General features: G+C 64.1%; 22 protein-coding genes and 1 pseudogene. 15 read left to right on the top strand and 8 right to left on the bottom strand.

Features of this window, described 5'->3' with window-relative positions:
• The first annotated feature begins 44 nt into the window (after positions 1–44).
• The 3 genes from QA642_RS10390 (at position 45) to QA642_RS10380 (ending at position 4,893) form a co-directional block, all read left to right on the top strand.
• The gene (locus QA642_RS10390) at positions 45–1,844 is read left to right on the top strand and encodes an FAD-dependent oxidoreductase (RefSeq protein WP_283084570.1); all 1,800 of its coding nucleotides are present in this window, start codon (positions 45–47) and stop codon (positions 1,842–1,844) included.
• A complete protein-coding gene (locus tag QA642_RS10385) occupies positions 1,814–3,661 on the top strand; it encodes a 2-oxoacid:acceptor oxidoreductase subunit alpha (RefSeq protein WP_283084569.1) in 1,848 nt (615 codons plus the stop codon). The genes QA642_RS10390 and QA642_RS10385 overlap by 31 nt, the downstream gene beginning before the upstream one ends.
• Positions 3,662–3,837: 176 nt before the next feature.
• Positions 3,838–4,893, top strand: coding sequence for a 2-oxoacid:ferredoxin oxidoreductase subunit beta (locus tag QA642_RS10380; protein WP_283084568.1), 1,056 nt, complete (start codon positions 3,838–3,840; stop codon positions 4,891–4,893).
• On the opposite strand, the gene QA642_RS10375 is transcribed toward QA642_RS10380, so the two are convergent.
• From QA642_RS10375 to QA642_RS10365, 3 genes are all read right to left on the bottom strand, one after another.
• The gene (locus QA642_RS10375) at positions 4,894–5,337 is read right to left on the bottom strand and encodes a DUF4399 domain-containing protein (RefSeq protein WP_283084567.1); all 444 of its coding nucleotides are present in this window, start codon (positions 5,335–5,337) and stop codon (positions 4,894–4,896) included. It abuts the gene before it with no gap.
• 17 nt (positions 5,338–5,354) lie between these two features.
• Positions 5,355–6,920, bottom strand: coding sequence for an SUMF1/EgtB/PvdO family nonheme iron enzyme (locus QA642_RS10370; protein WP_283084566.1), 1,566 nt, complete (start codon positions 6,918–6,920; stop codon positions 5,355–5,357).
• Positions 6,921–7,231: 311 nt separating this feature from the next.
• Positions 7,232–7,804, bottom strand: a complete 573-nt coding sequence (locus QA642_RS10365; protein WP_283084565.1) for an STM3941 family protein — start codon at positions 7,802–7,804, stop codon at positions 7,232–7,234.
• A gap of 197 nt (positions 7,805–8,001) precedes the next feature.
• Here QA642_RS10365 and QA642_RS10360 point away from each other — a divergent pair, with 197 nt between their 5' ends.
• The 6 genes from QA642_RS10360 (at position 8,002) to QA642_RS10335 (ending at position 10,851) form a co-directional block, all read left to right on the top strand.
• Complete coding sequence (locus tag QA642_RS10360; RefSeq protein ID WP_283084564.1) at positions 8,002–8,622, top strand: hypothetical protein; 621 nt, start codon at positions 8,002–8,004, stop codon at positions 8,620–8,622.
• A 41-nt stretch (positions 8,623–8,663) separates the two neighbouring features.
• A complete protein-coding gene (locus tag QA642_RS10355) occupies positions 8,664–9,113 on the top strand; it encodes a DsrE family protein (RefSeq protein ID WP_283084563.1) in 450 nt (149 codons plus the stop codon).
• Between the two features lie 279 nt (positions 9,114–9,392).
• The gene (locus QA642_RS10350; RefSeq protein WP_074120355.1) at positions 9,393–9,716 is read left to right on the top strand and encodes a metalloregulator ArsR/SmtB family transcription factor; all 324 of its coding nucleotides are present in this window, start codon (positions 9,393–9,395) and stop codon (positions 9,714–9,716) included.
• Positions 9,713–10,144: an SRPBCC domain-containing protein gene (locus QA642_RS10345; RefSeq protein ID WP_283084562.1), complete on the top strand. Its 432-nt coding sequence runs from the start codon at positions 9,713–9,715 to the stop codon at positions 10,142–10,144. The genes QA642_RS10350 and QA642_RS10345 overlap by 4 nt, the downstream gene beginning before the upstream one ends.
• Before the next feature lie 43 nt (positions 10,145–10,187).
• On the top strand, positions 10,188–10,391 hold the full coding sequence (locus tag QA642_RS10340) for a hypothetical protein (protein WP_283084561.1): 204 nt from the start codon (positions 10,188–10,190) through the stop codon (positions 10,389–10,391).
• A gap of 13 nt (positions 10,392–10,404) precedes the next feature.
• The gene (locus QA642_RS10335; protein ID WP_283086849.1) at positions 10,405–10,851 is read left to right on the top strand and encodes a DUF1801 domain-containing protein; all 447 of its coding nucleotides are present in this window, start codon (positions 10,405–10,407) and stop codon (positions 10,849–10,851) included.
• Positions 10,852–11,071: 220 nt separating this feature from the next.
• Here the strand turns inward: QA642_RS10335 and QA642_RS10330 are convergent, their stop codons facing one another.
• The 4 genes and pseudogenes from QA642_RS10330 to QA642_RS10315 form a co-directional block, all read right to left on the bottom strand.
• Positions 11,072–12,610, bottom strand: coding sequence for a SpoVR family protein (locus tag QA642_RS10330; protein ID WP_027560789.1), 1,539 nt, complete (start codon positions 12,608–12,610; stop codon positions 11,072–11,074).
• Positions 12,607–13,884 carry a YeaH/YhbH family protein gene (locus QA642_RS10325; RefSeq protein WP_283086848.1) on the bottom strand — a complete coding sequence of 426 codons (1,278 nt, stop codon included), beginning with the start codon at positions 13,882–13,884 and terminating at the stop codon, positions 12,607–12,609. The genes QA642_RS10330 and QA642_RS10325 overlap by 4 nt, the downstream gene beginning before the upstream one ends.
• A 19-nt stretch (positions 13,885–13,903) precedes the next feature.
• Complete coding sequence (locus QA642_RS10320) at positions 13,904–15,847, bottom strand: PrkA family serine protein kinase (RefSeq protein ID WP_211404878.1); 1,944 nt, start codon at positions 15,845–15,847, stop codon at positions 13,904–13,906.
• A 297-nt stretch (positions 15,848–16,144) separates the two neighbouring features.
• Positions 16,145–16,785, bottom strand: a pseudogene (locus QA642_RS10315) (hypothetical protein).
• A 268-nt stretch (positions 16,786–17,053) separates the two neighbouring features.
• Between QA642_RS10315 and QA642_RS10310 the strand changes: the two are divergent.
• From QA642_RS10310 to QA642_RS10285, 6 genes are read left to right on the top strand one after another with little or no spacing between them, the layout of a single operon-like run.
• Positions 17,054–19,903, top strand: a complete 2,850-nt coding sequence (locus QA642_RS10310) for a bifunctional transaldolase/phosoglucose isomerase (RefSeq protein ID WP_283084560.1) — start codon at positions 17,054–17,056, stop codon at positions 19,901–19,903.
• Between the two features lie 13 nt (positions 19,904–19,916).
• Entirely contained in the window at positions 19,917–20,921 is a 1,005-nt protein-coding gene (gene gnd / locus QA642_RS10305; protein ID WP_283084559.1) for a phosphogluconate dehydrogenase (NAD(+)-dependent, decarboxylating), read from the top strand.
• A 32-nt stretch (positions 20,922–20,953) separates the two neighbouring features.
• Positions 20,954–22,465 carry a glucose-6-phosphate dehydrogenase gene (gene zwf, locus QA642_RS10300; RefSeq protein ID WP_283084558.1) on the top strand — a complete coding sequence of 504 codons (1,512 nt, stop codon included), beginning with the start codon at positions 20,954–20,956 and terminating at the stop codon, positions 22,463–22,465.
• A complete protein-coding gene (gene pgl, locus QA642_RS10295; protein ID WP_283086847.1) occupies positions 22,465–23,214 on the top strand; it encodes a 6-phosphogluconolactonase in 750 nt (249 codons plus the stop codon). The genes zwf and pgl overlap by 1 nt, the downstream gene beginning before the upstream one ends.
• The gene (locus QA642_RS10290) at positions 23,201–23,737 is read left to right on the top strand and encodes a gluconokinase (protein WP_283084557.1); all 537 of its coding nucleotides are present in this window, start codon (positions 23,201–23,203) and stop codon (positions 23,735–23,737) included. The genes pgl and QA642_RS10290 overlap by 14 nt, the downstream gene beginning before the upstream one ends.
• Positions 23,738–23,751: 14 nt before the next feature.
• Positions 23,752–24,564, top strand: coding sequence for an HAD family hydrolase (locus tag QA642_RS10285; RefSeq protein WP_283084556.1), 813 nt, complete (start codon positions 23,752–23,754; stop codon positions 24,562–24,564).
• A 173-nt stretch (positions 24,565–24,737) separates the two neighbouring features.
• On the opposite strand, the gene QA642_RS10280 is transcribed toward QA642_RS10285, so the two are convergent.
• Complete coding sequence (locus QA642_RS10280) at positions 24,738–26,537, bottom strand: glycoside hydrolase family 15 protein (protein WP_283084555.1); 1,800 nt, start codon at positions 26,535–26,537, stop codon at positions 24,738–24,740.
• Positions 26,538–26,543 lie beyond the last annotated feature (6 nt).

The raw sequence follows: 26,543 nt of genomic DNA, 5'->3' as shown, positions 1-26,543 counted from the left end.
GAAGAGGCCGCCGGGTCCTTTGAGCCTGCGCGGACAGGGTAGGAATGAAACCGACCGATATCGCGGCCCCCGACTACTTTCACAAAGTGGTCGATTGCCAGTGGGCCTGTCCTGCGCACACCCCGGTTCCCGAATACATCCGACTGATCGCACAAGGCCGCTACAGCGACGCCTACATGATCAATTGGCAATCGAACGTGTTTCCCGGCATCCTGGGACGCACCTGCGATCGTCCATGCGAGCCGGCGTGCCGGCGCGGACGCGTCGAGGAAAATCCCGTCGCGATCTGCCGCCTCAAGCGCGTTGCCGCCGACTTCAAGGACGACATCAAGCAGCGCCTGCCGAAGCCCTCGCCGAAGAACGGCAAGCGCGTCGCGCTGGTCGGCGGCGGCCCGGCCTCGCTGACCGTCGCGCGCGATCTTGCCCCGCTCGGCTATCACTGCACGGTGTTCGATGCCGATCCGGAAGCCGGCGGCATGATGCGCACGCAGATCCCGAAATTCCGCCTGCCCAATTCCGTCATCGACGAAGAGACCGGCTACATCCTGGGTCTCGGCGTCGAGTTCAAGGGCGGTCACCGCATCGAGAGCATGAAGGCGCTGCTCGCCGAGAAGTACGACGCGATCTTCGTCGGCTCCGGCGCCCCGCGCGGCCGCGAGCTCGACATCCCCGGCCGGAAAGAGGCCGCCGCCAACATCCACATCGGCATCGAATGGCTGGCCAATGTGTCGTTCGGCCATACCGACAAGATCGGCAAACGCGTCATCGTGCTCGGCGGCGGCAACACCGCAATGGATTGCTGCCGCACCGCGCGCCGGCTCGGCGGCGAGAAAGTCACGGTGGTCGTGCGTTCCGGCTTCGAGGAGATGAAGGCCTCGCCCTGGGAGAAGGAAGACGCGATCCACGAGGACATCCCGATCCTCAACTACATGGTGCCGGTGGCATTCAAGCATGTCGCCGGCAAGCTCATCGGCGTCACCTTCCAGCACGTCAAAGCCGAATATGACGCAAAAGGCCGTCGCAATCTGGTGCCTTCGGGCGATCCCGATCAGACCATTCCCTGCGACGACGTGCTGGTCGCGGTCGGCCAGGAGAACGCCTTCCCCTGGATCGAGCAGGATTGCGGCATCGAGTTCGACAAATGGCACATGCCGAAGGTCGATCAGAAGACGTTCGCCTCGACCAATCTGAAGGTCTTCTTCGGCGGCGACGCCGCGTTCGGGCCCAAGAACATCATCTGGGCGGTGGCGCACGGCCATGACGCCGCTTTGTCGATCCACAAGATGCTGTCGGGCGAGGACATCACCGAAAGGCCGCTGCCGGAGGTGCAGGTCTCCTCACAGAAGATGGGCATCCACGAATGGAGCTATGACAACGACATCTCCAACGACAAGCGCTTCAAGGTGCCGCATCGCGACAAGGTCGTCGCGCTGAAGGACATCCGCGCCGAGGTCGAGCTCGGCTACGACGTCAAGCTGGCGCTGGGCGAAGCCGAGCGCTGCCTGAACTGCGACGTGCAGACCGTGTTCTCGACCTCGCTCTGCATCGAGTGCGATGCTTGCGCCGACATCTGCCCGATGGATTGCATCACCTTCACTGATAATGGAGAGGAGAGCGACCTGCGCCAGCGCCTGAAGGCGCCCTCGCCGCACGCGGACCAGGACCTCTACGTCTCCTCCGATCTCAAGACCGGGCGCGTGATGGTGAAGGACGAGGACGTCTGCCTACATTGCGGGCTGTGCGCCGAGCGTTGCCCCACCGGCGCCTGGGACATGCAGAAATATTTCATCGAGATGACTTACGCAGGATCATCATGCCCGACAAAAAGCCGATCAGCAGCGTAAACGACTTCGTCGTCCGCTTCGCCAACGTCAACGGCTCGGGCTCGGCCAGCGCCAACGAGATGTTCGCGCGTGCGATCCTGCGCCATGGCGTGCCGGTCTCCCCACGCAACATCTTCCCCTCCAACATCCAGGGCCTGCCGACCTGGTACGAGGTGCGGGTGACGGAAGACGGCCATCTCGGCGCCCGCGGCGGCGTCGACTTGATGGTGGCGATGAACCCGCAGACCTGGGACAAGGACGTCGCCGGCATCGAGCCGGGCGGCTACCTGTTCTACGATTCCACCAAGCCGATGCCGTCGACCAAATTCCGCGACGACATCACCGTGATCGGTGTACCGCTCACCGCGATCACCAACTCGACCTATACCGATCCGCGCCAGCGCCAGCTGTTCAAGAACATCATCTATCTCGGCAGCCTCTCGGCGTTGCTCGACATGGACCCGAAGCTGATCGAGCAGCTGATCGGCGAGCAGTACAAAGGCAAGGAGAAGCTGCTCTCCTCCAACGTCCATGCGCTGCATCTCGGCCGCGACTGGGCGCTGCAGAATTTGAAATGCCCGATTGGGCTGCGGGTAAAGAAATCCGACAAGGTCGGCGACCGCATCTTCATCGAGGGCAACAGCGCTGCCGCGCTCGGCGCTGTCTATGGCGGCGCCACGGTGTGCGCGTGGTATCCGATCACGCCGTCCTCGTCGGTGGCGGAAGCGTTCACCGCCCATTGCAAGAAGTACCGGCACGACCCCGAGACCGGCAAGGCGAAATACGCCATCGTGCAGGGCGAGGACGAGCTGGCCTCGATCGGCATCGTCATCGGCGCGTCCTGGAACGGCGCCCGCGCCTTCACCGCGACCTCGGGCCCCGGCATCTCGCTGATGACCGAGTTTATCGGCCTCTCCTACTTCGCCGAGATCCCGGCGGTGATCATGAACATCCAGCGCGCCGGGCCCTCGACGGGCATGCCGACCCGCACCCAGCAATGCGACATCATCGCCTGCGCCTATGCTTCGCACGGCGACACCAAGCATGTGCTGCTGTTTCCGGAAGATCCCGCCGAGGCTTTCGAGTTCGCTGCCGCCGCATTCGATCTCGCCGAGCGGCTTCAGACCACGATCTTCCTGATGCTCGATCTCGACATCGGGATGAACCACCGGCTCTGCCGGCCGCTGAAGTGGGACGACGCAAGGCAATACGACCGCGGCAAGGTGATGACCGAGGAGATGCTGGAGGAAGGCCGCGACTTCGGCCGCTACCTCGACGTCGACGGCGACGGCATCCCCTACCGCACCTATCCCGGCACGCATCCGACCAAGGGCTCCTACTTCACCCGCGGCACCTCGCGCGACCGCTATGCGCGCTATTCCGAGGAAGGCCCTGTTTATGCCGACAACATGCAGCGTCTGGTGCGCAAGTTCGAGACCGCGCAGGACCTCGTGCCGCGGCCGCTTCAGGCCAATGCGGAACGGCCGACCAAGTATGGCGTGATCTATTTCGGCTCGACCTCGCCGGCGATGGACGAGGCGATCGGCCTCCTGGAGGCGCGCGGGCATCAGCTCGACCGCCTGCGCATCCGCGCCTTCCCGTTCCACTCCAGCGTCGCGAGCTTCCTCGCCGAGCACGACTTCGTCTACGTGGTCGAGCAGAACCGCGACAGCCAGCTGCGCCAGCTCATCGTCAACGAGAACGGCATCGATCCGGTACGGCTCGTGCCCATCGTGCATTACGACGGCACCCCAATCACTGCCCGTTTCATCGCAAAAGCCATTGGCGATCACCAGGATCACCTCAAGGTGACCCCGCTCCGCAAGGCCGTGTCATGATGGCAAACTGTATCCACATCGTCATTGCGAGCGCAGCGAAGCAATCCAGAATCTCTCCGCGGAGCAATTTCTGGATTGCTTCGTCGCAAGGGCTCCTCGCAATGACGCCGTGGATACAACGGGGCTTATTCCACCACTTTCGCCGATAGAAGACGTCGGGGCATAGAGAAACGGTCATGACCTATATTGCCAAGCCGAAATTCCATCATCCGGGCCTCAAGAAGAACGAGCTCGGCTACACGCATCGCGATTACGAAGGCAAAATCTCGACGCTGTGCGCTGGCTGCGGTCATGACTCGATCACGGCATCGATCATCGAGGCCTGCTACGAGCTCTCGATCGAGCCGCATCGGGTGGCAAAGATTTCCGGCATCGGCTGCTCGTCGAAGACGCCGGACTATTTCCTCGGCAATTCGCACGGCTTCAACTCCGTGCACGGCCGCATGCCCAGCGTGCTTACCGGCGCCAATCTCGCCAACCGCGACCTGATCTATCTCGGCGTCTCCGGCGACGGCGATTCCGCCTCGATCGGCTTCGGCCAGTTCGCGCATTCGATCCGACGCGGCGTCAACATGACCTATATCGTCGAGAACAACGGCGTCTACGGCCTCACCAAGGGCCAGTTCTCGGCCACCGCCGACCGCGGCTCGAAGTCCAAGAAGGGCGTCACCAACACCGACAACGCCATCGACCTCGTCGCGATCGCGCTGCAGTTAGGGGCGACCTTCGTCGCGCGCTCGTTCTCCGGCGACAAGGCCCAGCTGGTGCCGCTGATCGCGGCTGCGATCCGCCACAAGGGCGCGTCCTTCATCGACGTCATCAGCCCCTGCATCGCCTTCAACAACCATGCCGGCTCGACCAAGAGCTTCGACTATGTCCGCGAGCACAATGACGCCGTGAACCGGCTCGACGTGCTGGTTGGCCGCGATCCCATTGCGGTCGACTACGCGCCGGGCACGGTGCAGATGGTCGAGCAGCATGACGGCAGCAAGATCGCGCTGCGCAAGATCGACGCCGATTACGATCCGCACGACAGGCTCGGCGCCCAGACCTTCCTCGCCAGGCACGCCGCCAAGGGCCAGATCGTCACCGGGCTTCTCTATGTCGATCCCGACGCGGAAGATCTGCACGAGCATCTCAACACGGTCGAGACGCCGCTCAACACACTGGAAGCCGACGATCTCTGCCCAGGCTCGGCGGTGCTGGACAAGATCAACGCCAGCCTGCGGTGATTACTTGCCGGAAACAGGCTGCCGGACACGTATCGTGATCTTGTCCGATACGACCGGCGGTTCGAACGGATAGTGCTTCGCATCGCCCAACACCAATTGCAGTGTGTGCGTGCCGGGCGGGAGTTCGAGCATGGTTTCGGTCTGCCCCGCGCCGAAATGCAGATGCGACTTGTCCTGCGGGATCGGCTCCTTGGGGTCGATGGGGTCGTTGACGTCGACCAGCAGGTGGTGATGACCCGCGTTCTGGTAGTCGTCGCCGGCATGCGTCACGCCCATGTTGCGCAAGCCGAACCGGACCCAAAATCCACTGCGAACCTTCTGCCCGTCGCGCGGCGTGATGAAATAGACCTTGGCGTCCTTAGGCGCGGTCTTGCCCTGCGCGTACGCCGCACCCGGGAGCAATGCGATCGCAGCCGCAAGTGCGACACAGGACATGAGCTTCATCAAATCTACTCCGGCAATCACGGACTGAGCGCGACACGGAATCCGTGCGTTGGGTAACGGACATTGGTGTCGTAACCATCGCGGTTTGACGGCCGCACATATCTTGAATCGTTCTTCCAGGAGCCCGAGCGCAGGACATGCGAGGCGCAGTCACCGCCGGTCCATGCCGAGCCGTCGCCGGGCGCGCCCTGATAGCTTCTGTGCCAGCAATCCTCGACCCACTGGTCGATGGCGCCGCCCATGTCGTACAGCCCGAACGGATTGGGCTTGAAGCTGCCGACCTTCGCCGGCTGCTCGGCTGCTAGATCACCGCAATCCTTGCACCCGGCCATGCCCGGCTGGAGCTTGTCACCCCACCAATACTTGCCCTGCGTTCCGCCGCGCGCCGCATATTCCCACTCGGCTTCGCTCGGAAGCCGGTACGGCTTCTTCGCCGCCTGGGAGAGATAGGCCACATATTGCTGCGCATCGGTCCAGCTGACATTGCTGACCGGCGCATCGTCCTTGCCCACGGCCGTGAAGGCGCACGCCTTCGCGGCGGCGCATTCGTTCCACTGCTGCACGGTCACCGGATATTTGCCGATCGAAAACGGCTTGACCGTGACCTGGTGGACCGGACGTTCGGTCGGATCATCATTGCTTCCCATGGCGAAGCTGCCGCCGCGAATGGCGATCATCTCGGGTTCACGGACGGGTATCGCCGATGGGCTGGGTACCGGCGAGGGCGGCGGAGGTGCCGAAGCCAAGGTGGGAGACGGCTCCGGCGTTTGCGTCGCCGCTTCGCGTGGAGCGGGCTGCGGGCTTGGAGATGCGGCCGGCGCGACGGTCGGTGCGACGGTCGGTGCGACGGTCGGTGCGGCGGTCGGTGCGGCGGCCTGCTCGTTCCGCCTGCCAGCCGGCTGGGACAGCAGATACCAAAGTACGCCGGCGGCGATGATCAGCACGCTGATCCCGAGGAAAAAGATCAAGGCATTCTCGCGCCGGCTTCGCGTTCTGCCGACCGCGTCTGCGTCCGGCAGCACGCGGTAGACTCGCACCGGATCGGTGATGTTCTTGACCTTGCGATCGCCGAGCGACTCGTAGCCGCACACCACCTTGTGCTTGATCTGCTCGTAAATCGCCCCCGAGATGTAGACCTGGCCCGGCTCGGCAATGCCTTCGATGCGCGTGGCGATGTTGACGCCGTCGCCATAGATGTCGTCCGGCTCGACGATGACATCACCGAGATTGACGCCGATCCGGTATTCGATCCGGGAATGCTTCGGCTGCGAAGTGTTGCGGCCGACGAGATTTTGCTGGATGACGATGCTGCATCGAACAGCCTCGACGGGACTATCGAAAATCGCAATGAAGCCGTCGCCGGTCGTCTTCACCAGGCTTCCATGGTGCTCGACGATGCTGGGCATGATGAGATCCCGCTCGATCCGCTTGACGCGGGCGTGCGTGCCCTCCTCGTCAGCCTGCATCAAGCGGCTGTAGGACGCGATATCGCCGACAATGATCGCAGCGAGTCGCCGAGGCAGCGCCCCGCTCGGAGGCGGCTCCCCTCGATTGCCGGATCTGAAGTCGCGAATTTCTCCCATCGCGGGGACTCCACACACTACAAGAGGCGGCCCCACCCTAAGACTGCCGAAAGCAATCGTCTGTGAACGCTATCACATTGACGAATTTGGACAATGTCGAAGGCGCGCGGCATCGAGTTCCCCTCGGAGTGAAGGCCAGAGCTCGATTGAACCTTCCCCGCCCGAGGTTCGACTAAGGCCGTGCGCGGAACCACGCGGCCTCGCTCCGCTCTGCGCGCGCATGCGAGCTGAGCGCGTCATGCGTGCGGCGACTGCCACCGCGCAGTGTTCGTGAAAGAAGGCAACGAGGTCCGCCTCGGCTGCGGACCGGACTAGCTGACCGGCTCGGGCTCAACTGCGGCGCGGCCGGAATAAGCGAGGCGGCCGGCCTTCCAATATTGCTTGCAGGTCTCCAGCAGCGTCTCGCCGTCCATGGTCAGGCCACTCGGATTGATCAGCACGCCCTCGGCGCCGACCGCCTGGTTCATCATCGAGATGATGCGCTTGAGAAAGCCGACGTCGAAGCGGTCGGCGACAAGGGGATCAAGCTTGAGCACCACGATCTTCTGGTTGCGGAATTGCCAGACCGATATGTCCCGCACCGATCTCCAGGCGATGGTGTCGTCGGCGATCCTGGTGTCGCGAATGCCGACACGGGTGATGAAGACGACGGGCGCCCTGGCGAAGAGCAGCGTCCAGAGCGTCCGCAAGGTGACAAGGCCGAACAACGCGAGGCCGACATAGCAGGCCGTGATCTGGAACGGCGTGAGGGTCTTGATCGGAAACCAGTTGAATGCGATCGCAGCACACACGAGCGTCATCAGCACGCCGGCGGCCAATATCTTCAGCAGCCGCGCGAGGGAATAGCCGATCGCAAGATTGGGCAAGTTCTGACTTACGGACATTTTGACCGCCACCAGCATTTGCAACAATCTGGGGTTTATCAGCGCCCCTCCTTCTAGATTATTAAGACTGGAACCTTGCGCGAGGCTCCCCGCGAGGAAGGGGCCAGAAACCGCTTGAACGCGCCCCGCGCCGCCCGCGACTAACCGCCGACCGGCCCCTCTCCCTGCGGGCCACGGCCCACGCGTCTGGTGCGATCATGAAGCTTGCCCTCGTCCTTCCGCTTGTCCTTGCCGCCTTGGCCGGCGCCGCCCGGGCCGAGGAGGCTGACGACATCCGCGAGGCGAGCAAGGCCGAGGCCGAAAGCTTCAACGCGCGCATCTATGCAGGCGCCCCCAGCAACAAGGCCTACGCGTGCTTCGTCCGCCGCTACGATGCCGAGCATCTGGCGCGGCATCCGAAGCAGAAGGTCGCCACGATGAAGCTGCTGGTCTCGGCCGAGTTGGACAAGGAGGACAAGGAGCTGCACAACTCCTTCCGTCTCGGCTTCCGCTACCGCCATCGCAGCGGCGATTTCGATTCCAGCGGCGACTGCCACCACGTCGTGTTCGTGAAAGATGGCAACGAGGTCCGCCTCGGCTGCGGCGTCGACTGCGAGGGCGGCGGCATCGGCGTCGCACTGTCGAAGGACGATAGATCGGCCGTCGTGCGCCTCGCGCGGGTCAGGGTCTGGCTGCACAACAAGCCGGACGACGAGGCCGAGCGATCTCTGGAGGCCGAGGCCGACGACGGGATTTTCCGCCTCGACCGCACCGACACCAGCGAATGCGCCTCGCTGGTGACCGACCGCAAGGAACTCGCCGCGCTGCGCCACAAGTGATATCCGTGCGGCGAAATCAGGCCTAGTCGAAAGAAATCACCATGAACCGCCGGAACATGTTGTGGAGCGCCGTCTCGGCTTTGGGCGCAGCGCTCGGCACCTCGCGAGCAAAGGCTGCGACCGAGCCCCCATCGGCGAACAAGCTCAAGGTCGTCTATCACCTCAGCGACGCCGAGAAGGTCAATTTCGTGCTCGGCAACATCCAGAACCATATCGATGGCGTCGGCGGCCCCGAGCACGTGACGATCGCGCTGGTGGTCCACGGTCCCGCGCTGAAACCGTTTCACGCGGCGCAGGCCAATCCCGACGTCAGCAAGCGCGTCGGTGAATTCTCCAAGGACGGCGTCGAGCTTGCCGCCTGCGCCAACACGATGAAGGCGCAGAACGTGACGCTCACGGAGCTGTTGCCCGGGTTCGTTATCGCGGAGAAGGGCGGCGTGGTTCGTTTGGCCGAGCTGCAATCGCAGGGGTATCTCTACCTGCGGCCTTGAGCACTTCGGCCGCCGCGAAATCGGTGCGCCCCCTCCCTCGCCTGGGGGGAGGGTTGGGGAGAGGTGTCTCCACGCAGGGACAATCCCCAAGAGGAAAGAGCCCTCACCCGGCGCGCGGGACGATGCTTCGCATCGCCCGGAACGCGCCGACCTCTCCCGCAAGCGGGAGAGGTAAGAGAAGCCTGCGGCGCCCTCCCCCAACCCATGTCCATCGCGCTTGACTTACCCATAACTCTACGGTTATGAGTCAATCCATAACCTCCGAGTTATGGATTTCGCATGTCCGCTGCCCACGACCTCCTGTTCAGGACGCTCGCCGATCCGACCCGGCGGGCGATCTTCGAGCGGCTGTGCCGCGAGGGCGAGCAGACGGTCGGGGCACTGACGGCGCGATCCGGCGTTTCCCAGCCGGCGGTCTCGAAACATCTGGGCGCGCTGAAGCAGGCGGGCCTGGTGCGTGACCGCCATGAGGGACGCCAGACCCATTACAGCGCGCAGCCCGGCGCGCTCAATCCGCTGATCGACTGGACCAGCCAGATGGCTGGGTTCTGGCAGAACCGGCTCGATGCACTGGATGATTTGCTGAAGAGGATGGACCAATGACCGAACAATTGACCGAGAAACGCTCAGTGGTCGTCGAGCGCGAATTTGCCGCCCCAGTGGAGCGTCTCTGGCGCGCGCTGACGCAGCCGCATCTGATCGAGGAATGGCTGATGCAGAACGATTTCAAGCCGACGGTCGGTCACAGATTCAATCTGCGCGGCGAATGGGGCGGCGTGCTGGACTGCGAGGTGCTCACCATCGAGCCGCAGAAGACGCTCGCCTACACCTGGAATTTCTCGCATGAGGACGCCGCGTTCGATCTGAAAAGCATCGTGACCTTCACGCTGACGCCGACGGTCGCCGGCACGCACTTACGCGTCGAGCAGGCGGGCTTCAGCCCGACGCAGAAGCAGGCTTTCGGCGGCGCACATGCCGGCTGGAAGCAGTTTTTCAACAAGCTCGACGAGTTGCTGGCGCGGGCCGGCTAGCTCCGTCGCTGCTCTTCATCCGATCAACTCAAGGGAGGTTTCATTGAACGGGAATAAATGGGTTCGGCAGATCCATCGCTGGCTGTCGATGGCTTTCACGATCGCGGTGATCGCGAACATTGTTGCCCTGACCATGCAGATTCAGGCCACGTGGATCGGACTGATGGCATTCGTCCCGCTGATCCCCCTGCTCGCGACGGGGCTATATCTGTTCGCGCTGCCCTATGTCAGCCGCAGCAACGCGTGAACGAGGCGAGATGATGAAGAAAGCCGTGCCCGCAAAGAAGAGCAGCGCGAAGGACGTGGATGGAGCTTCGCCTGCGAAGCTCATCGACGGCAGGATCAAGGAGCTCGGCGACTGGCGCGGCGAGATGCTGGGGCGCATCCGCGGCCTGATCAAAGAGGCCGATCCTGAGGTCGTCGAGGAATGGAAATGGCGCGGCGTGCCGGTGTGGGAGCATGACGGCATCATCTGTACCGGCGAGAGCTACAAGGAAGTGGTGAAGCTGACCTTTGCCAAGGGCGCGGCGCTGGATGACCCGGCCGGCCTGTTCAACTCCAGCCTCGACGGCAACGTGCGGCGCGCGATCGATATTCGCGAGGGCGAAAAAATCAACGAGAAGGCGTTCAAGGCGCTGATCCGCGCGGCCGTGGAGCTGAATGCGGCGAAGGTCAAGAAGAAGCCGCCGAAGAAGCTTTCGACTTGATCTCTTCAGCAGCCGCGGACTGTGTTTAACCTCTCCCGCTTGCGGGAGAGGTCGGCGCGTCCAGGGCGATGCGAAGCATCGTCCCGCGCGCCGGGAGAGGGTTCTCTCCTCTGGGGGACTCCCACTGCGGAGATACCCTCTCCCCAACCCTCCCCCGCAGGCGGGGGAGGGAGCGCACCGCCTTCGGTGCGCGAGTATCGTGTCACAGTGAAAGATAGCCTCAGGCCACCGCCGCCGGGATCGGGCGCGGGCTCACGACGTATTCGCGCAAAACCTTGTCGTTGGCATCGACCTCGATCAGCGAGACGTCATAGGTCCAGAGATCGGCGAGGTGCTGGAGCACGCGCTTGGCGTCGGTCTCGTTGAGCTGCGAGCCCTTGATGACGTGGTGATGCAGGATCAGCCGGCGGTCGCCGGAGAGATCGACGTCGACCACCTCGATATTGGCATCGATGAAGCCGACATCGTGCTGCCGCGCCAGCTCGCGCCGGACGCGGCGGAAGCCGCGCTCGTCGTGGATGGCATCGACCCTGATGCCGGCGCGCTCCTCGGGATCGTCGTGCAGATGGAACATGCGGAATTGCCGCATCAGCTTCGGGCTCAGGAATTGGCCGATGAAGCTTTCGTCGCGGTAATTGGCCCAGACGTCGCGGAGCACGCCCATGACGTCGTTCTTGCCGGCGATGTCGGGGAACCATTCGCGGTCCTCGTCCTCGGGCCTAGTGACGATGCGCTCGATGTCCTGCATCACGGCAAAGCCGAGCGCGTAAGGGTTGAAGCCGGAGAAGCGCGGGTCGTCGAATTCGGGCTGGAACACCACGTTGGTGTGCGATCCCAGGAATTCGAGGAAGTTGCCGTCGGTGATGCGGCCCTGCTCGTGCAGCTTGGTCATGATGCGATAGTGGACGTAGGTCGCCGTCCCCTCGTTCATCACCTTGGTCTGGCTCTGCGGATAGAAATATTGCGCGATGTGGCGGACGATGCGCAACAGCTCGCGCTGCCAGGGGGCGAGCCGCGGCGCGCTCTTCTCCAGGAAATAGAGCAGGTTCTCCTGCGGGAGGCCGAGCAGCTTGCGGCGGCGCTCGATGCTGAGCGCCGAGCGGCTCTTGGCGGCGCCCTTCGGCACGGTGCGCCAGAGATCGTTGAAGACCTCTTCCTCGTGCTGGCGGCGGCGCCCTGCCCGCTTCTCCTCGGCGCGCAAATCCAGCTTCTTCTTGCCGGGATAGCGGTCGATGCCGTGCGACATCAGCGCATGGGCGGCGTCCAGCGTGCGCTCGACCTCGATGCGGCCATAGCGCTCCTCGCAGGTCGCGACGTAGTTCTTGGCGAAGTCGAGATAGTCGAGGATGCCTTCGGCATCGGTCCACTGCTTGAACAGATAATTGTTCTTGAAGAAGTGGTTGTGGCCGAAGGCGGCGTGCGCGATCACCAGCGTCTGCATCGTCGCCGTGTTCTCCTCCATGAGGTAGGAGATGCAGGGCGAGGAGTTGATCACGATCTCATAGGCGAGCCCCATCAGGCCCTTGCGGTAAGACGCCTCGTGAAACGCGAAATGCTTGCCAAACGACCAGTGCTTGTAGAACAGCGGCATGCCGACCGAAGAGTAGGCGTCCAGCATCTGCTCGGCGGTGATGACCTCGATCTGGTTCGGATAGACGTCGAGGCCGAGATCCTTCAGCGCCACCTCCTCGCAGGCATCGGTGATGCGCTGCAAGGTGCGGAAGTCCCAATCCGCGCCTTCGAACAAGCGTTCCGTCATGGAGCGGCTTTCTCCTGTGCAGTATCGCGGCGCTGGAACAGATCGTGGAACACCGGGAAGATTTCGCTGCGCTCCGAGACCTTGCGCATCGAGAGCGGTGCGCCGCTGTTGCGCAAGCGGTCATAGAGGGTCCAGAGCGAGGAGTCGGAGAGATCGAAGGCGCTGCCGCCGGATTCCCCGACCTCAAGATAGGCGAAGAACTGGCAGACCGGCAGGATCTTGTCGGTCAGCAGCATGCCGGTGAGCTCGCCGTCGGAATAGGAGTTGTCACCGTCGGACGCCTGCGCGGCGTAGATGTTCCAGTCCGCCGGATTGAAGCGCTCGCGCACGATCTCGTGCATCGCCTGCAGCGCGCTGGAGACCAGCGTGCCGCCGGAGGCCGGGCCGTAGAAGAAGGTCTGCTCGTCGACCTCCTCGGCGCGATCGGTGTGGCGGATGAAGACGATCTCGACATGCTTGTAGCGCCGCTTCAGGAACACGTAGAGCAGCATGTAGAAGCGCTTGGCGAGATCCTTCATGTGCTCGGACATCGACCCAGACACGTCCATCAGGCAGAACATCACGGCTTGCGCGACCGGCCGCGGCACCTTCTCGTAGCGGCGGTAGCGGATGTCGAGCGGGTCGATGAAGGGAATGCGCTTGGACTTCGCCTTGAGCTTGTCCAGCCTCTCGATCAGCTCGGCCCGCAGGTCCTCGTCGGTGCAGGCGGCAATCTCCGCCTCCAGCTCCTCGATCTCGCCCTTGCGCGGACGGCGCAGCGCGATGCGGCGGGCGAGCGCGAGCTGCACGGTGCGGCTCACCGAGATGTTGGCGGGCGAGCCCGACGTGGTGTAGCCGGCGCGCTGGATGCCCTCGCTCTCGGTCTGCGCGATCTTGCGCTTGGCGAGATCCGGCAGCTCGAGATCGTCGAGGAAGAGATCGACGAACTCGTCGCGGGAGAGCACGAAGCGGAAGGCGTCCTCGCTGTCGCCCTCGCCAGGACCCGAATCCTTGGCGCTGCCCTGGCCGGAGCGCTGGAGGTAGTCGCCCTCGATGAACTTCTTGTTGCCGGGCAACACCATGTCGCGCGTTCCGCCTTCGCGGCGGAAACGCGGCTCGTGCATGCCGTCGAGTGGAATCGTGACCTCACCACCCTCCAGGACATCCTTGATGTCGCGTTCCTGCGAGGTCTTCTTGACGGCGCCCTGCACCAGCGATTTTGCCCGACGCAAGAACCGCTGCCGGTTCTCAAGGCTCTTGCCGCCCGGATTCAGGCGCCTGTCAATAATATGAATGGCCACGTTCCCATCCGCCTCAACCGGCCTGCTTCACACGCATGTACCATTCGACGAGCCGGCGAACCTGACGCTCGGTGTAGCCGCGCTCCACCATGCGTGCCACGAACTCGCCGTGCTTCTTCTCCGTCTCGCCGTCCTTCTTCGACCCGAAGGAAATGACCGGAAGCAGGTCCTCGACCTGAGAGAATATCCGCTTTTCGATCACGTCGCGAATCTTCTCGTAGGAAGTCCAGGTCGGATTCTTGCCGGCATTCTGTGCTCTGGCCCGTAACGAGAACTTGACCACCTCGTTGCGGAAGTCCTTGGGGTTGGCGATGCCGGCCGGCTTCTCGATTTTCGTCAATTCCTGGTTCAACAGTTCGCGATCAAGAAGCTGGCCGGTGTCGGGGTCCTTGAAGTCCTGGTCCTCGATCCAGGCGTCGGCGTAGTCGACGTAGCGGTCGAACAGGTTCTGGCCGTAATCCGAGTAGGATTCGAGGTAAGCCTTCTGGATCTCGTTGCCGATGAACTCGGCATAGCGCGGTGCCAGCTCCGCCTTGATGAACTCCAAGTAACGTTTCTCGGTTTCCTCCGGCAGCTGCTCGCGGCGGATCGACTGCTCCAGCGCATACATCAAGTGCACGGCATCGGCTGCGACCTCCTGCGGGTCATGGTTGAAGGTCGCAGCCAGGATCTTGAAGGCGAAGCGGGTGGAGACGCCGTCCATGCCTTCGTCGACGCCGGCGGCGTCGCGATATTCCTGGACGCTGCGCGCCTTCGGATCGGATTCCTTCAGGCTCTCGCCGTCATAGACCCGCATCTTGCCGAACAGCGTGGAATTCTCGTGCTTGCGCAGGCGCGACATCACCGAGAACCGAGCCATCGTTTCCAGTGTCGACGGCGCGCACGGCGCAGACGCCAGCTCCGACCCCTGGATCAGCTTCTCGTAGATCTTCTGCTCTTCGGTGACCCGCAGCACGTACGGCACCTTGATCACGCAGATGCGGTCGATGAAGGCCTCGTTGTTCTTGTTGGCCTTGAAGCTCGCCCACTCCGCCTCGTTGGAGTGCGCGAGAATGACGCCGGTGAACGGGATCGCGCCGATGTTCTCGGTGCCGATGTAGTTACCCTCCTGCGTCGCGGTCAGCAGCGGGTGCAGCATCTTGATCGGCGCCTTGAACATCTCGACGAACTCGAGGATGCCCTGGTTGGCGCGGTTGAGGCCGCCGGAATAGCTGTAGGCATCAGGATCGTTCTGCGCGTAGGTCTCGAGCTTGCGGATATCGACCTTGCCGACCAGCGAGGAGATGTCCTGGTTGTTCTCGTCACCAGGCTCGGTCTTGGAGACCGCGATCTGACGCAGCCGCGACGGCTGGATTTTTGCGACTCTGAACTGTGAGATGTCGCCGCCGAAGGCTTCCAGCCGCTTGTAGCACCACGGGCTCATCAGACCGGTAAGACGCCGGCGCGGAATGCCGTATTTCTCCTCCAGCATCGGCCCGAGATGATCGGGATCGAACAGGCTGAGCGGGCTCTCGAACACCGGCGAGAGCTCATCGCCGGCCTTGAGCACGTAGATCGGCTGCACTTCCATCAGCGACTTGAGCCGCTCGGCGAGCGAGGACTTGCCGCCACCGACCGGACCGAGCAGATAGAGGATCTGCTTGCGCTCTTCGAGGCCCTGCGCCGCGTGCCGGAAGAAACCGACGATGCGTTCGATGGTTTCTTCCATACCGTAGAAGCCGGCGAAGGCCGGATAGGTGCGGATGGTGCGGTTCAAAAAAATACGGCCAAGGCGTGGGTCCTTGGCCGTGTCAATCGTCTGCGGATCGCCGATCGCTGCTAGCAGTCGCTCGGCCGCATTTGCGTATTTCATGGGATCGCTTCGACACGATTCCAGATATTCCGCCATCGACATGTCGTGCTGGCTTCTCGCCTCGAACGACCGAGCGAAAGCGTTGAATAGAGAATCGTTGTACATGATCCCTCTCCGCGTGAGTTCCGCTACAAGCTGAAACGAAAGCAGTTACCGGACCGTTCCTCAGGCCATTTCGAATCAGCGTGAGCACATGACGATCATTGGACACCCGGGTGCCAACTCGACGCAACGCACAACGTAGGCACTCCATGAGTTACGAACAGGCACATGCCTGTAATTTGTGCGAATCTATGTCTATATTGGCTCATTTCCAGAAAATGTCACTTGGTCGCAACATCCGGGCATTACCGGGGATGCGCCCATCCGGCGCCGCAGCATAGCGAGCTGCGGGCGGCGATCTTATGACGCTTCTACGGCGAAGCCTTGAGCGCCGCCTTGCGTCGCTCGTTCATCTTCCTGCTGCAATGCAGTGCGCGGACCGCCGGCGGCATGACAGTCGCGACAAGCACGCAGCAATGTATCAAAATCGGTCGCCACCCCCTCCGAATGGATGACAATCCGATCGCTCTGCGCCCGTCGGCCCAAGCCGCGGATGGCGCCGAGCTGCCGCCGCAAGGCCGGCGTCGGCGTCAGCACGATCATCTTGTGCCCGCGGCTTTCCTCAGCCGAAATCTCCGCAATGGAGTCCCACAGCAGGAATTCATGACCGATGCGCAGATCGCGGATGCCGAAAGGAGTGACGAGCACCACCGGCCCAGCTCGGCCGGGTGCAGCCGGATCAGCCTGCTGGTCACCAAGCCAAACAAGGCGACACCGACATAGCCGTCCGTCGTACCGTAGTCGCCGAGCCCGTCCCACAAGTCGAAGGCGAGGCTTGCACTGAGCAGGGTCATCACAAAGCCCGCCGCGACCAGCAGTCGCAGGTGTGTCGCGCATTCACTGATTTCGAGATCGCACGACGCCTCGACGCTTGCGGACGGCGCGATCGATTGCGGGCTATTGGCAACGGCGACTGTAGCGCCGCCAGTATGTGCGTGCATGCGGTCCCCAGCATGACGGTTCGCGATCGGCCTACGGCAACGTGGCCGGCGCTATGCAACGGGACCTCGGCCGAACCGTTCGGCCAACGACTTTTTACGCAACACGGCTACTCCCGCCTGGATCGCCATGATCGCGACGGAGTTACACTGAGAGTATGACGCAAATACCCTTGATTGGTTCCCTCCGGGGAGCATGTAAGCTAGAGGATAGCGCGTCAGGACAGGCGCGGAAACCCCTCGCCCCCAGGCTTGGAGATAAATAAGCACCATGAATCCCGTCAAAGAACTGGAAAAGCACGGACAAGCCGTCTGGCTGGACTTCCTCGCCCGCGGCTTCATCGCCAACGGCGACCTGAAGCGGCTGATCGACACCGACGGCGTCAAGGGCGTCACCTCCAATCCCTCGATCTTCGAGAAGGCGATCGCCAGCTCGGACGAGTACGACGCTCCAATCGGCAAGGCGCTGAAGCGCGGCGACCGCACCGTGGCCGACCTGTTCGAGGCGGTCGCGGTCGAGGACATTCAGAACGCGGCCGACGTGCTACGCCCGGTTTATGACCGCCTCAAGGGCGGCGACGGCTATGTCAGCCTGGAAGTCTCGCCCTATCTGGCGATGGACACCGCCGGCACCGTCGCCGAAGCGCGGCGGCTGTGGAAGGACGTTGGCCGCAAGAACCTGATGGTGAAGGTGCCGGCGACGCCCGAGGGCCTGCCGGCAATCGAGACGCTGATCGGCGAAGGCATCAGCATCAACATCACGCTGCTGTTCTCCAAGGCGGTCTATCTCGAGGTGGCCGAAGCCTATCTTGCGGGCCTGGAGAAATACGTCGCCGGCGGCGGCGACCCCTCGCATGTAGCGAGCGTCGCCAGCTTCTTCGTCAGCCGCATCGACACCATGGTCGACAAGCAGCTCGACGAGAGGATCGCCCGCGCCAACGACCCATCCGAGAAGGAGCGGCTCGCCGCGCTCAAGGGCAAGGTCGCGATCGCCAACGCCAAGATCGCCTATCAGGATTACAAGCGCCTGTTCTCCGGTCCGCGCTGGGAGAAGCTCGCGGCCAAGGGCGCCAAGCGGCAGCGCATGCTGTGGGCCTCGACCGGCACCAAGAACAAGGACTACAGCGACGTCCTCTACGTCGAGGAGCTGATCGGCCCCGACACCATCAACACCGTGCCGCCGGCAACGCTGGATGCGTTCCGCGATCACGGCAAGCCGCGCGACAGCCTGGAAGAAAACATCGACGACGCAAGGCGCGTGCTGGAAGAGCTGGAGCGCTCCGGCGTGTCGCTCGACGCCATCACCGAGGAGCTGGTCAAGGACGGCGTCAGGCAGTTTGCCGATGCCGCCGACAAGCTCTATGGCGCGGTCGCGCACAAGCGCGCCACCGTGCTCGGACCCGCGATCGATCGCCAGCAGCTCTCGCTCGGCGACGGGCTCGGCAAGGCCGTGGCCAAGAGCACCGAGGAATGGCGCGCATCCGCCAAAATCCGCAGGCTGTGGCAGCGCGACAAGTCTGTCTGGACCGGAACGGACGAGAACAAATGGCTCGGCTGGCTCGACAGCGCGGCCAAGGCAGACGTCGCCGATTACGAGGACTACGCCAATCGCGTGAAGGGGCAGAAATTCTCCGATGCCGTCGTGCTCGGCATGGGCGGATCGAGCCTCGGCCCTGAGGTGCTGGCCGAGACCTTTGGCAAGAAGCCCGGCTTCCCGAAGCTGCACGTGCTGGATTCGACCGATCCGGCGCAGGTGCGGGCGATGGAGGCCAACATCGACATCGCCAGCACCGTGTTCATCGTCTCCAGCAAGTCCGGCGGCACCACCGAGCCGAACGCGATGAAGGACTATTTCCACGAGCGCGTCGCGCAGGCCCTCGGCCCGAAGGCCAAGACCGGCTTCCGCTTCATCGCGGTGACCGATCCCGGCTCGTCACTGGAGAAGGCGGCGAAGAAGCTGAACTACGCCCGCATCTTCCATGGCGAGCCTTCGATCGGCGGACGCTATTCGGTGCTCTCGCCATTCGGCCTGGTGCCGGCGGCGACCGCCGGCATCGACGTCAAGACCTTCATCAAGCATGCGCTGGCGATGGCCCGCTCGTGCGGGCCGGACGTGCCGCCGAGCGAAAACCCGGGCGTGCAGCTCGGCCTCGCCATGGGCCTCGCCGGCCTCGAAGGCCGCGACAAGGTGACGATCCTGGCGTCGAAGAAGATCGCCGATTTCGGCGCCTGGGCCGAGCAGCTGATCGCGGAATCGACCGGCAAGGAAGGCAAGGGCCTGATCCCGATCGAGGGCGAGCCGCTGGGCGAGTCCGCGGTTTACGGCAACGACCGCTTCTTCATCGACATCCGCACCGAAGGCGAAGCGGATGCGGCCCATGACTCCAAGCTTGCCGCCATCGAGGCGGCCGGCCATCCCGTGGCGCGCATCGTCATGAAGTCGATCGACCATCTCGGCCAAGAGTTCTTCCGCTTCGAGATGGCAACCGCAGTGGCGGGCAGCATCCTCGGCATCAACCCGTTCGACCAGCCCGACGTGGAAGCAGCCAAGATCAAGACCCGCGAGCTCACCGCGTCGTTCGAGAAGACCGGCGCCCTGCCTGCCGAGGAGCCGGTGGTCAGCACGGATGAGGCCGATCTCTACACCGACGAGGCCAACGCCACGGCGCTGCGCGCGGCCGGTGCCAATGGCGACCTCAGCTCCTGGCTGAAGGCGCATCTGTCGCGCTCGGGCGACGGCGACTACGTCGCCCTGCTCGGCTACATCGCGCGCGACAAGGCCACGATCGACGCGCTCCAGGCCATGCGGCTCGAGGTGCGCGACAAGCGGCATGTCGCCACCTGCGCCGAGTTCGGGCCGCGCTTCCTGCACTCGACCGGTCAGGCCTACAAGGGCGGACCCGACAGCGGCGTGTTCCTCCAGATAACCGCCGACGACGCCAAGGACCTTCCGGTGCCGGGCCAGAAGGCGAGCTTTGGCGTGATCAAGGCGGCGCAGGCGCGCGGCGACTTCGACGTGCTCACCGAGCGCGGCCGGCGCGCCCTGCGGGTGCACCTGAAGGGCCCGCTCAAGAAAGGTCTCGCGGCGCTCAATGCGGCGCTCAACGATGCGCTGAATTAAGGAGATCTCTCACATGCAACTCGGCATGATCGGCCTCGGCCGGATGGGCGGCAACATCGTTCGCCGCCTGATGCGCCACGGCCATACGACCGTGGTCTATGACAAGGACGCCAAGGCCGTCGCCGGCCTTACCGCAGACGGCGCGGTCGGCTCGGCCACGCTCGAAGAGTTCATCTCGAAACTCGAGCGGCCGCGCACGGCCTGGGTGATGCTGCCGGCCGGCCACATCACCGAGACCACGATCGAGACGATCGCCGGCGTGATGCAGGACGGCGACGTCATCATCGACGGCGGCAACACCTTCTGGCAGGACGACGTCCGCCGCGGCAAGGCGCTGAAGGCGCGCGGCATCCATTATGTCGACGTCGGCACCTCCGGCGGCGTCTGGGGCCTCGACCGCGGCTATTGCATGATGATCGGCGGCGAGAAGGCCGTGGTAGACCGGCTCGATCCGATCTTTGCCGCGCTCGCACCGGGCGCCGGCGAGATCCCGCGCACCGAAGGACGCGAGGGACGCGATCCCCGCATCGAGCAGGGCTACATCCATGCAGGTCCGGTCGGCGCGGGCCATTTCGTCAAGATGATCCACAACGGCATCGAATACGGCCTGATGCAGGCCTATGCCGAAGGCTTCGACATCCTCAAGAATGCCAATATCGAGGCGCTGCCGGCGGATCATCGCTACGATTTCGATCTCGCCGACATCGCCGAGGTCTGGCGGCGCGGCAGCGTGATCCCGTCCTGGCTGCTCGACCTCACCTCCACTGCGCTCGCCGACAGCCCGCTTCTGTCGGAATATTCGGGCTTCGTGGAAGATTCCGGCGAGGGACGCTGGACCGTCAATGCGGCGATCGACGAGGCGGTGCCGGCAGAGGTGCTGACCGCTGCGCTCTACACACGCTTCCGTTCCCGCAAGGAACACACCTTCGCCGAAAAAATTCTCTCCGCGATGCGTGCGGGTTTCGGCGGCCACAAGGAGCCGAAGCCGCCGGGCGCGGCGAGCCCAAATAAGCGCTGAAGCAACAAGTAACAAACGAAGGCCCAACATTCGTGACAAAAGACCCGCAAGCCAAGCGCAAGCCGGAAAATTGCGCCTTCGTCATCTTCGGCGTCACCGGAGACCTCACCCATCGCCTGGTGATGCCGTCGCTCTACAATCTCGCCGCCGAGCACCTGCTGCCGGAAAAGTTCTGCGTCGTCGGCGTGGCCCGCAGGGGCCAGTCGGATGACGAGCTGCGCGACAGCCTGCTGAAGGGCCTGCGGCAATTCGCGACGCGGCCCGTGGACGACGACATCGCCCGGAAGCTGCTCGAATGCGTCACCTTCGTCGAAGCCGATGCGAAGGACCCGCCTTCTTTCGATCGCCTGCGCGAGCATCTGGATTCGCTGGAATGCGCGCAGGACACCGGCGGCAACCGGTTGTTCTACCTCGCGACCCCGCCGGCCGCGTTCGCGCCGACGGCGCGCGAGCTCGGCCGCACCGGCATGATGAAGGAGAACGGCGCCTGGCGCAGGCTCGTGATCGAAAAGCCGTTCGGCACCGACCTCGCCTCGGCGCGCGCGCTGAACGGCGAGCTGCTGAAGATCATGGACGAGCACCAGATCTACCGGATCGATCATTATCTCGGCAAGGAGACGGTGCAGAACATCCTGGTGCTGCGCTTTGCCAACGGCATGTTCGAGCCGATCTGGAATCGCAATCATATCGACCACGTCCAGATCACGGTGGAGGAAAAGCTCGGCGTCGGCCATCGCGGCGGCTTCTACGATGCCACCGGCGCGCTGCGCGACATGGTGCCGAACCATCTGTTCCAGCTGATGTCGCTGGTGGCGATGGAGCCCCCCGCCCGTTTCGATGCGCATTCCGTGCGCTCGGAGAAGGCCGACGTGCTCACCGCGATCCAGCAACCGAACGAGGAAGAGGCGTTGCGAAGCTCGGTGCGCGCGCAATATCTCGCGGGGCGCATCGGCGAGGACGAGATCCCGGACTATCGCAAGACCGAGGACGTCAAGCCCGGCAGCAGCACCGAGACCTTTGTCGCGCTGAAGCTGATGATCGACAATTGGCGCTGGGCCGGCGTGCCGTTCTATCTGCGGACCGGCAAGGCGCTCGGCCACAAGCGCACGGAAGTCGCGATCAAGTTCAAGCAGGCGCCGCTGTCGATGTTCACGGGCACGGACGTCGACCGCCTGTCGCAGAACTTCCTCACCATCGGCATCGCGCCGACCGAGACCATCGAGCTGCAGTTCAACGCCAAGATTCCGGGGCCGAGCATCACCATCGACGGCGTCGAGATGAAGTTCAAGTACGGCGACTATTTCCGCGCCGATCCCTCGACCGGATACGAGACGCTGATCTACGACTGCATGATCGGCGACAACATCCTGTTCCAGCGCGCCGACGGCGTCGAGGCCGGATGGCAGGCGGTGCAGCCGTTCCTGGACGCCTGGAAAAATGCCGGCACCAACGGCATCGAGACCTATCAGGCCGGCAGCGACGGCCCGAAATGCGCCGACGAGCTGCTTCGCCGCGACGGGCGCAGCTGGCGGAAATATTCGTGATGGCTGCAGCCGGCCAGCCGGAGCTGATCGTCGCGGCCGACGCCGAGGCTCTGGCGCAAACCGCAGCCGAGCGGGTGATGGCGCGGATATCAGCCAATCCCTCGCGCATCGCGATCTGCCTCACCGGCGGCTCCAGCCCGAAGAAGCTCTATCAACTACTCGGCAGCGACGCATGGCGCGGCAGGATTCCGTGGGACCGCGTGCACTGGTTCATCGGTGACGAGCGTTTTGTCCCAGAGAGCGATCCGCTCAACAACATGGCGGTGGCGCGCGCGACCTTTCTCGATCGCAATGCGCCCGCTGGCCATATCCATCCGATCCCGACCACCGCCGGAAATCCCGATGCCAGCGCCGCGGCCTATGCGCGCGAGCTGCAGGCCTTCTACGGCTCGGACCGGCTCGATCCGGCGCGGCCGCTGTTCGACATGGTCCTGATGGGTGCAGGGCCGGACGGTCACACCGCCTCGCTGTTTCCCGGCTATCCCGAGATCGAGGAGACCGCGCGCTGGGTCGTCGGCGTGCCCAAGGCCAATGTCGCGCCGTTCGTGCCGCGGGTGTCGCTCACGCTGCCCGCTTTGGCGTCCTGCCGCGAGATGCTGTTCGAGATTGCCGGGCACGACAAGCAGCCGATCTTGACGCGCCTCCTCAATGGCGAGAATCTGCCGGCTGTACGCGCGCGCTCGAATGGTGAGACCGTCTGGCTGGTCGACAGGGCCGCGCTTCCGGAGGGAATTCGTGGCGGGCGTTGAAGCACCTTGTGCGTTGATCGTGATGGGCGTGTCGGGTTCGGGCAAGAGCACAGTTGCAGCCGCGCTCGGTGAGCGGCTCGGCTGGCGCTTCGAGGACGGCGACAGCTTTCACCCCGCGAGCAACGTGGAGAAGATGCGGGCCGGCCATCCCCTCACCGACGAGGACCGCTGGCCCTGGCTCAACGCCATCGCCGACGAGATCGCGCGGGTCTGCGGCAAGGGCGGGCACGTCATCATCGCCTGCTCGGCGCTGAAGCACACCTACCGCGACGTGCTGCTGCGCGGACGCGACGACGTCCGCTTCGTGTTCCTGAGGGGCACGAAGGAGCTGATCGCCGAGCGGCTGGCGCAGCGCAAGGGTCATTTCATGCCGCCCGGGTTGCTGAAGAGCCAGTTCGACACGCTCGAGCCGCCGGAGGCGGGCGAGCACGTCGTCACCGTCTCGATCGACGAGACTGTCGAGGCGATCGTCGACGGCATCGTCCGGCAGTTGAAACTGGGCGGCGCGACGCTGAGGCCATAACCAAAGGTCCTGCCATGACGAAAATCTCACTCGTTGTCTCCGACGTCGACGGCACGCTGCTGACCAAGGACAAAACGCTGACCGAGCGCGCGAGGAGCGCGGTGCAGCGGCTGCACCAGGCCGGCATCGGCTTCACCATCACCTCCAGCCGCCCCGCCATCGGCATGCGCTTCCTGATCGAGCCGCTGGCGCTGTGGCTGCCGGTCGGCCCGTTCAATGGCTCCTCGATCATCGATCCCGAGATGAGGCCGGTCGAGCAGCACCTGATTCCGGCGGGCGCCGCCGAACGGTCGTTGCAGATCCTGCGCGAGTTCGGCGCCGACATCTGGCTGTTCACCTACGACAAATGGCTGATCGACAACCCGAACGGCAAATATGTCGCGCATGAGCAGCACACCATCCGCTCCGACCCCACCATCGTGACGGATTTTTCGCCGTACCTCGCCAGCGCCTGCAAGATCGTCGGCGCCAGCGCCGATGCCGCCGGGCTCGAGGCTTGCGAGAAGGCGATGCAGGAGGCCCTCGGCAGCGAGGCCACCGCGGTGCGCTCGCAGACCTACTATCTCGACATCACTCCGCCCGGCTTCAACAAGGGCACGTTCGTCGAGGCCATGGCCAAGCGCCTCGGCATCTCGACCGATGCGGTCGCCACCATCGGCGACATGCAGAACGACCTCGCCATGTTCCGCGTCAGCGGCACCTCGATCGCCATGGGCAACGCCACCGACAACGTCAAGGACCAGGCCACCCACGTCACCGCGAGCAACGAGCAGGATGGTTTTGCCGAGGCGATGGAGATGGTCTTGAAGTGGAATGGGGTGGGCTAGACGGGCTGCCAGCTGGTTTCAACCTCTCCCGCTTGCGGGAGAGGCGGCGGGTGAGGGTTCTCTCCTCTCGGGGGTTCTCGCCCAGCAGAGACACCCTCTCCCCAACCCTCCCCCGCAAGCGGGGGAGGGAGCGCACCTCCGCTCTGGTAGCAATCAAAGCTCATGCACGGTCACTACTTCGACCGCTGCATCGCCGGCTTCTCGCTCTTCTGCCTCGCCGCCGACAGATTATGCGCGGTGTTGATCAGCGCGATGTGGGTCAAGGCCTGCGGGAAATTGCCGGTCTGGCGTCGCGCCACGGAATCATATTCCTCGGCGAGTAGCCCGACATCGTTGGCAATGCCGACCACGCGGTCGAACAAGACTTGCGCCTTGTCGAGATCGCCCGACAGCACATAGGCATCGGCGAGCCACAGGCTGCAGGCCAGGAACGCGCCTTCGAGCGGCGGCTGGTCCGCAGGCACCTCGCGCGGGTCGTGCCGCAGCACGAAGCCGTCGCGCATCAGGTGCTGTTCGACCGCCGCGATGGTGCCGCGGATGCGCGGGTCGTCGGCCGGCAGGAAGCCGACGCCGGGCAGCAGCAGCACGCTGGCATCGAGCAGCTTCGAGCCATAGGACTCGACGAAAGCATTCCCCTCCGCGTCGAAACCCCTGCGGCAGACGTCACGATGAATGGCCTCGCGCAAGGCGCGCCAGTGCAGCAGCGGCGCCTTGAAGCCAAAAGTCTCGGCGCTCTTGATGCCGCGGTCGAAGGCGACCCAGGTCATCACCTTCGAGAAGACGTAATGCCTCGGCTGACCGCGCCGCTCCCAGATGCCGTGGTCGGGCTTGTCCCAGACCTCGGCGAGGTGATTGAGCACGTTGCATTCCAATGCCCAGCTCTCCTCGTCGAGCTTCAGCTTGGCCATGCGCGACTGGTGGAAGGCGTCGATCAACTCGCCGTAGACGTCGAGCTGGAGCTGCGCATGCGCGGCATTGCCGACGCGCACCGGCTGCGCGCCCTCATAGCCGGCGAGCCAGCCCGCCTCCCATTCCAGCAGGCGCCGCTGGCCCCAGATGCCGTACATGATCTGCATGTTCGCCGGCGCGCCGGCGGCCGCGCGTAACAGCCAGTTGTGCCAGGCCGAGGCTTCCTCGGTGTAGCCCGAGTTCATCAGCGCCAGCAGCGTGAAGGTGGCATCGCGCAGCCAGCAGAAGCGGTAATCCCAGTTCCTGCTGCCGCCGAGCTTCTCCGGCAGCGAGGTGGTGGGCGCGGCGACGATGCCGCCGGTGGGAGCGAAGGTCAGCGCCTTCAGCGTGATCAGCGAGCGCACGATGAGATCGTGATAGGGGCCGTCGCGGGTGCAATGGCGGCACCAGTCCTTCCAGAACGCTTCGGTCTCTTCGAGCGCCTGCTCGGGGTCGATCGGCCCGGGCGGCTCGAGATGCGAGGGACCGTAGGTCAGCACGAAGGCGACGGTCTCGCCCTCCTTCACCTCGAAATCGGACACCGTGGTGAGGTCCTCGCCGCGGGTCTCGACCGGCGTGCGCAGCACCGTCATGTCCTGGCCGCAGATCGCGAGCAGGGAGTGGTCGATCCGCCGCACCCAGGGAATGTCGACGCCGAAGCCGAAGCGGATCACCAGCTCCATCCGCATCTTCACCGTGCCGCTGATGCCGCGCACCAGCCGGACGACGTCCGAGGCCTTGCCGCGCGGCGGCATGAAGTCGACCAGCGCGACGGTGCCGGTCCTGGTCTCAAGGCGCGTCTCGAGGATGAGAGTGTCGCCGCGATAGCGGCGCGTGGACTTGACGACGTCATCGGCTGGCGTGACCAGCCAGCGGCCGTTCTTGTTTGTCCCAAGGATCGCGGCGAAGCAGGCGTCGGAATCGAAGGCCGGCCAGCACAGCCAGTCAATCGAGCCGTTGCGCCCGACCAGCGCAGCGGTCTCGCAATCGCCGATCAGCGCGTAGTCCTCGATCCTCTGAGACAATGTCGT

The organism is Bradyrhizobium sp. CB2312 (genome assembly GCF_029714425.1).
In the GTDB taxonomy this organism is placed as follows: Bacteria; Pseudomonadota; Alphaproteobacteria; order Rhizobiales; family Xanthobacteraceae; genus Bradyrhizobium.
Note: the sequence above shows the minus strand (reverse complement) of the source record. Positions and strands in the feature narration are given on the sequence as shown.

Coding starts and splice junctions, on each gene's coding strand:
- QA642_RS10285 (WP_283084556.1), top strand. CDS start 23,752: ATGACGAAAATCTCACTCGTTGTCTCCGACGTCGACGGCACGCTGCTG.
- QA642_RS10360 (WP_283084564.1), top strand. CDS start 8,002: ATGAAGCTTGCCCTCGTCCTTCCGCTTGTCCTTGCCGCCTTGGCCGGC.
- QA642_RS10380 (WP_283084568.1), top strand. CDS start 3,838: ATGACCTATATTGCCAAGCCGAAATTCCATCATCCGGGCCTCAAGAAG.
- QA642_RS10375 (WP_283084567.1), bottom strand. CDS start 5,337: ATGAAGCTCATGTCCTGTGTCGCACTTGCGGCTGCGATCGCATTGCTC.
- QA642_RS10370 (WP_283084566.1), bottom strand. CDS start 6,920: ATGGGAGAAATTCGCGACTTCAGATCCGGCAATCGAGGGGAGCCGCCT.
- QA642_RS10330 (WP_027560789.1), bottom strand. CDS start 12,610: ATGACGGAACGCTTGTTCGAAGGCGCGGATTGGGACTTCCGCACCTTG.
- QA642_RS10335 (WP_283086849.1), top strand. CDS start 10,405: ATGAAGAAAGCCGTGCCCGCAAAGAAGAGCAGCGCGAAGGACGTGGAT.
- pgl (WP_283086847.1), top strand. CDS start 22,465: ATGGCTGCAGCCGGCCAGCCGGAGCTGATCGTCGCGGCCGACGCCGAG.
- QA642_RS10355 (WP_283084563.1), top strand. CDS start 8,664: ATGAACCGCCGGAACATGTTGTGGAGCGCCGTCTCGGCTTTGGGCGCA.
- QA642_RS10390 (WP_283084570.1), top strand. CDS start 45: ATGAAACCGACCGATATCGCGGCCCCCGACTACTTTCACAAAGTGGTC.
- QA642_RS10365 (WP_283084565.1), bottom strand. CDS start 7,804: ATGTCCGTAAGTCAGAACTTGCCCAATCTTGCGATCGGCTATTCCCTC.
- QA642_RS10345 (WP_283084562.1), top strand. CDS start 9,713: ATGACCGAACAATTGACCGAGAAACGCTCAGTGGTCGTCGAGCGCGAA.
- gnd (WP_283084559.1), top strand. CDS start 19,917: ATGCAACTCGGCATGATCGGCCTCGGCCGGATGGGCGGCAACATCGTT.
- QA642_RS10350 (WP_074120355.1), top strand. CDS start 9,393: ATGTCCGCTGCCCACGACCTCCTGTTCAGGACGCTCGCCGATCCGACC.
- QA642_RS10320 (WP_211404878.1), bottom strand. CDS start 15,847: ATGTACAACGATTCTCTATTCAACGCTTTCGCTCGGTCGTTCGAGGCG.
- QA642_RS10310 (WP_283084560.1), top strand. CDS start 17,054: ATGAATCCCGTCAAAGAACTGGAAAAGCACGGACAAGCCGTCTGGCTG.
- QA642_RS10385 (WP_283084569.1), top strand. CDS start 1,814: ATGCCCGACAAAAAGCCGATCAGCAGCGTAAACGACTTCGTCGTCCGC.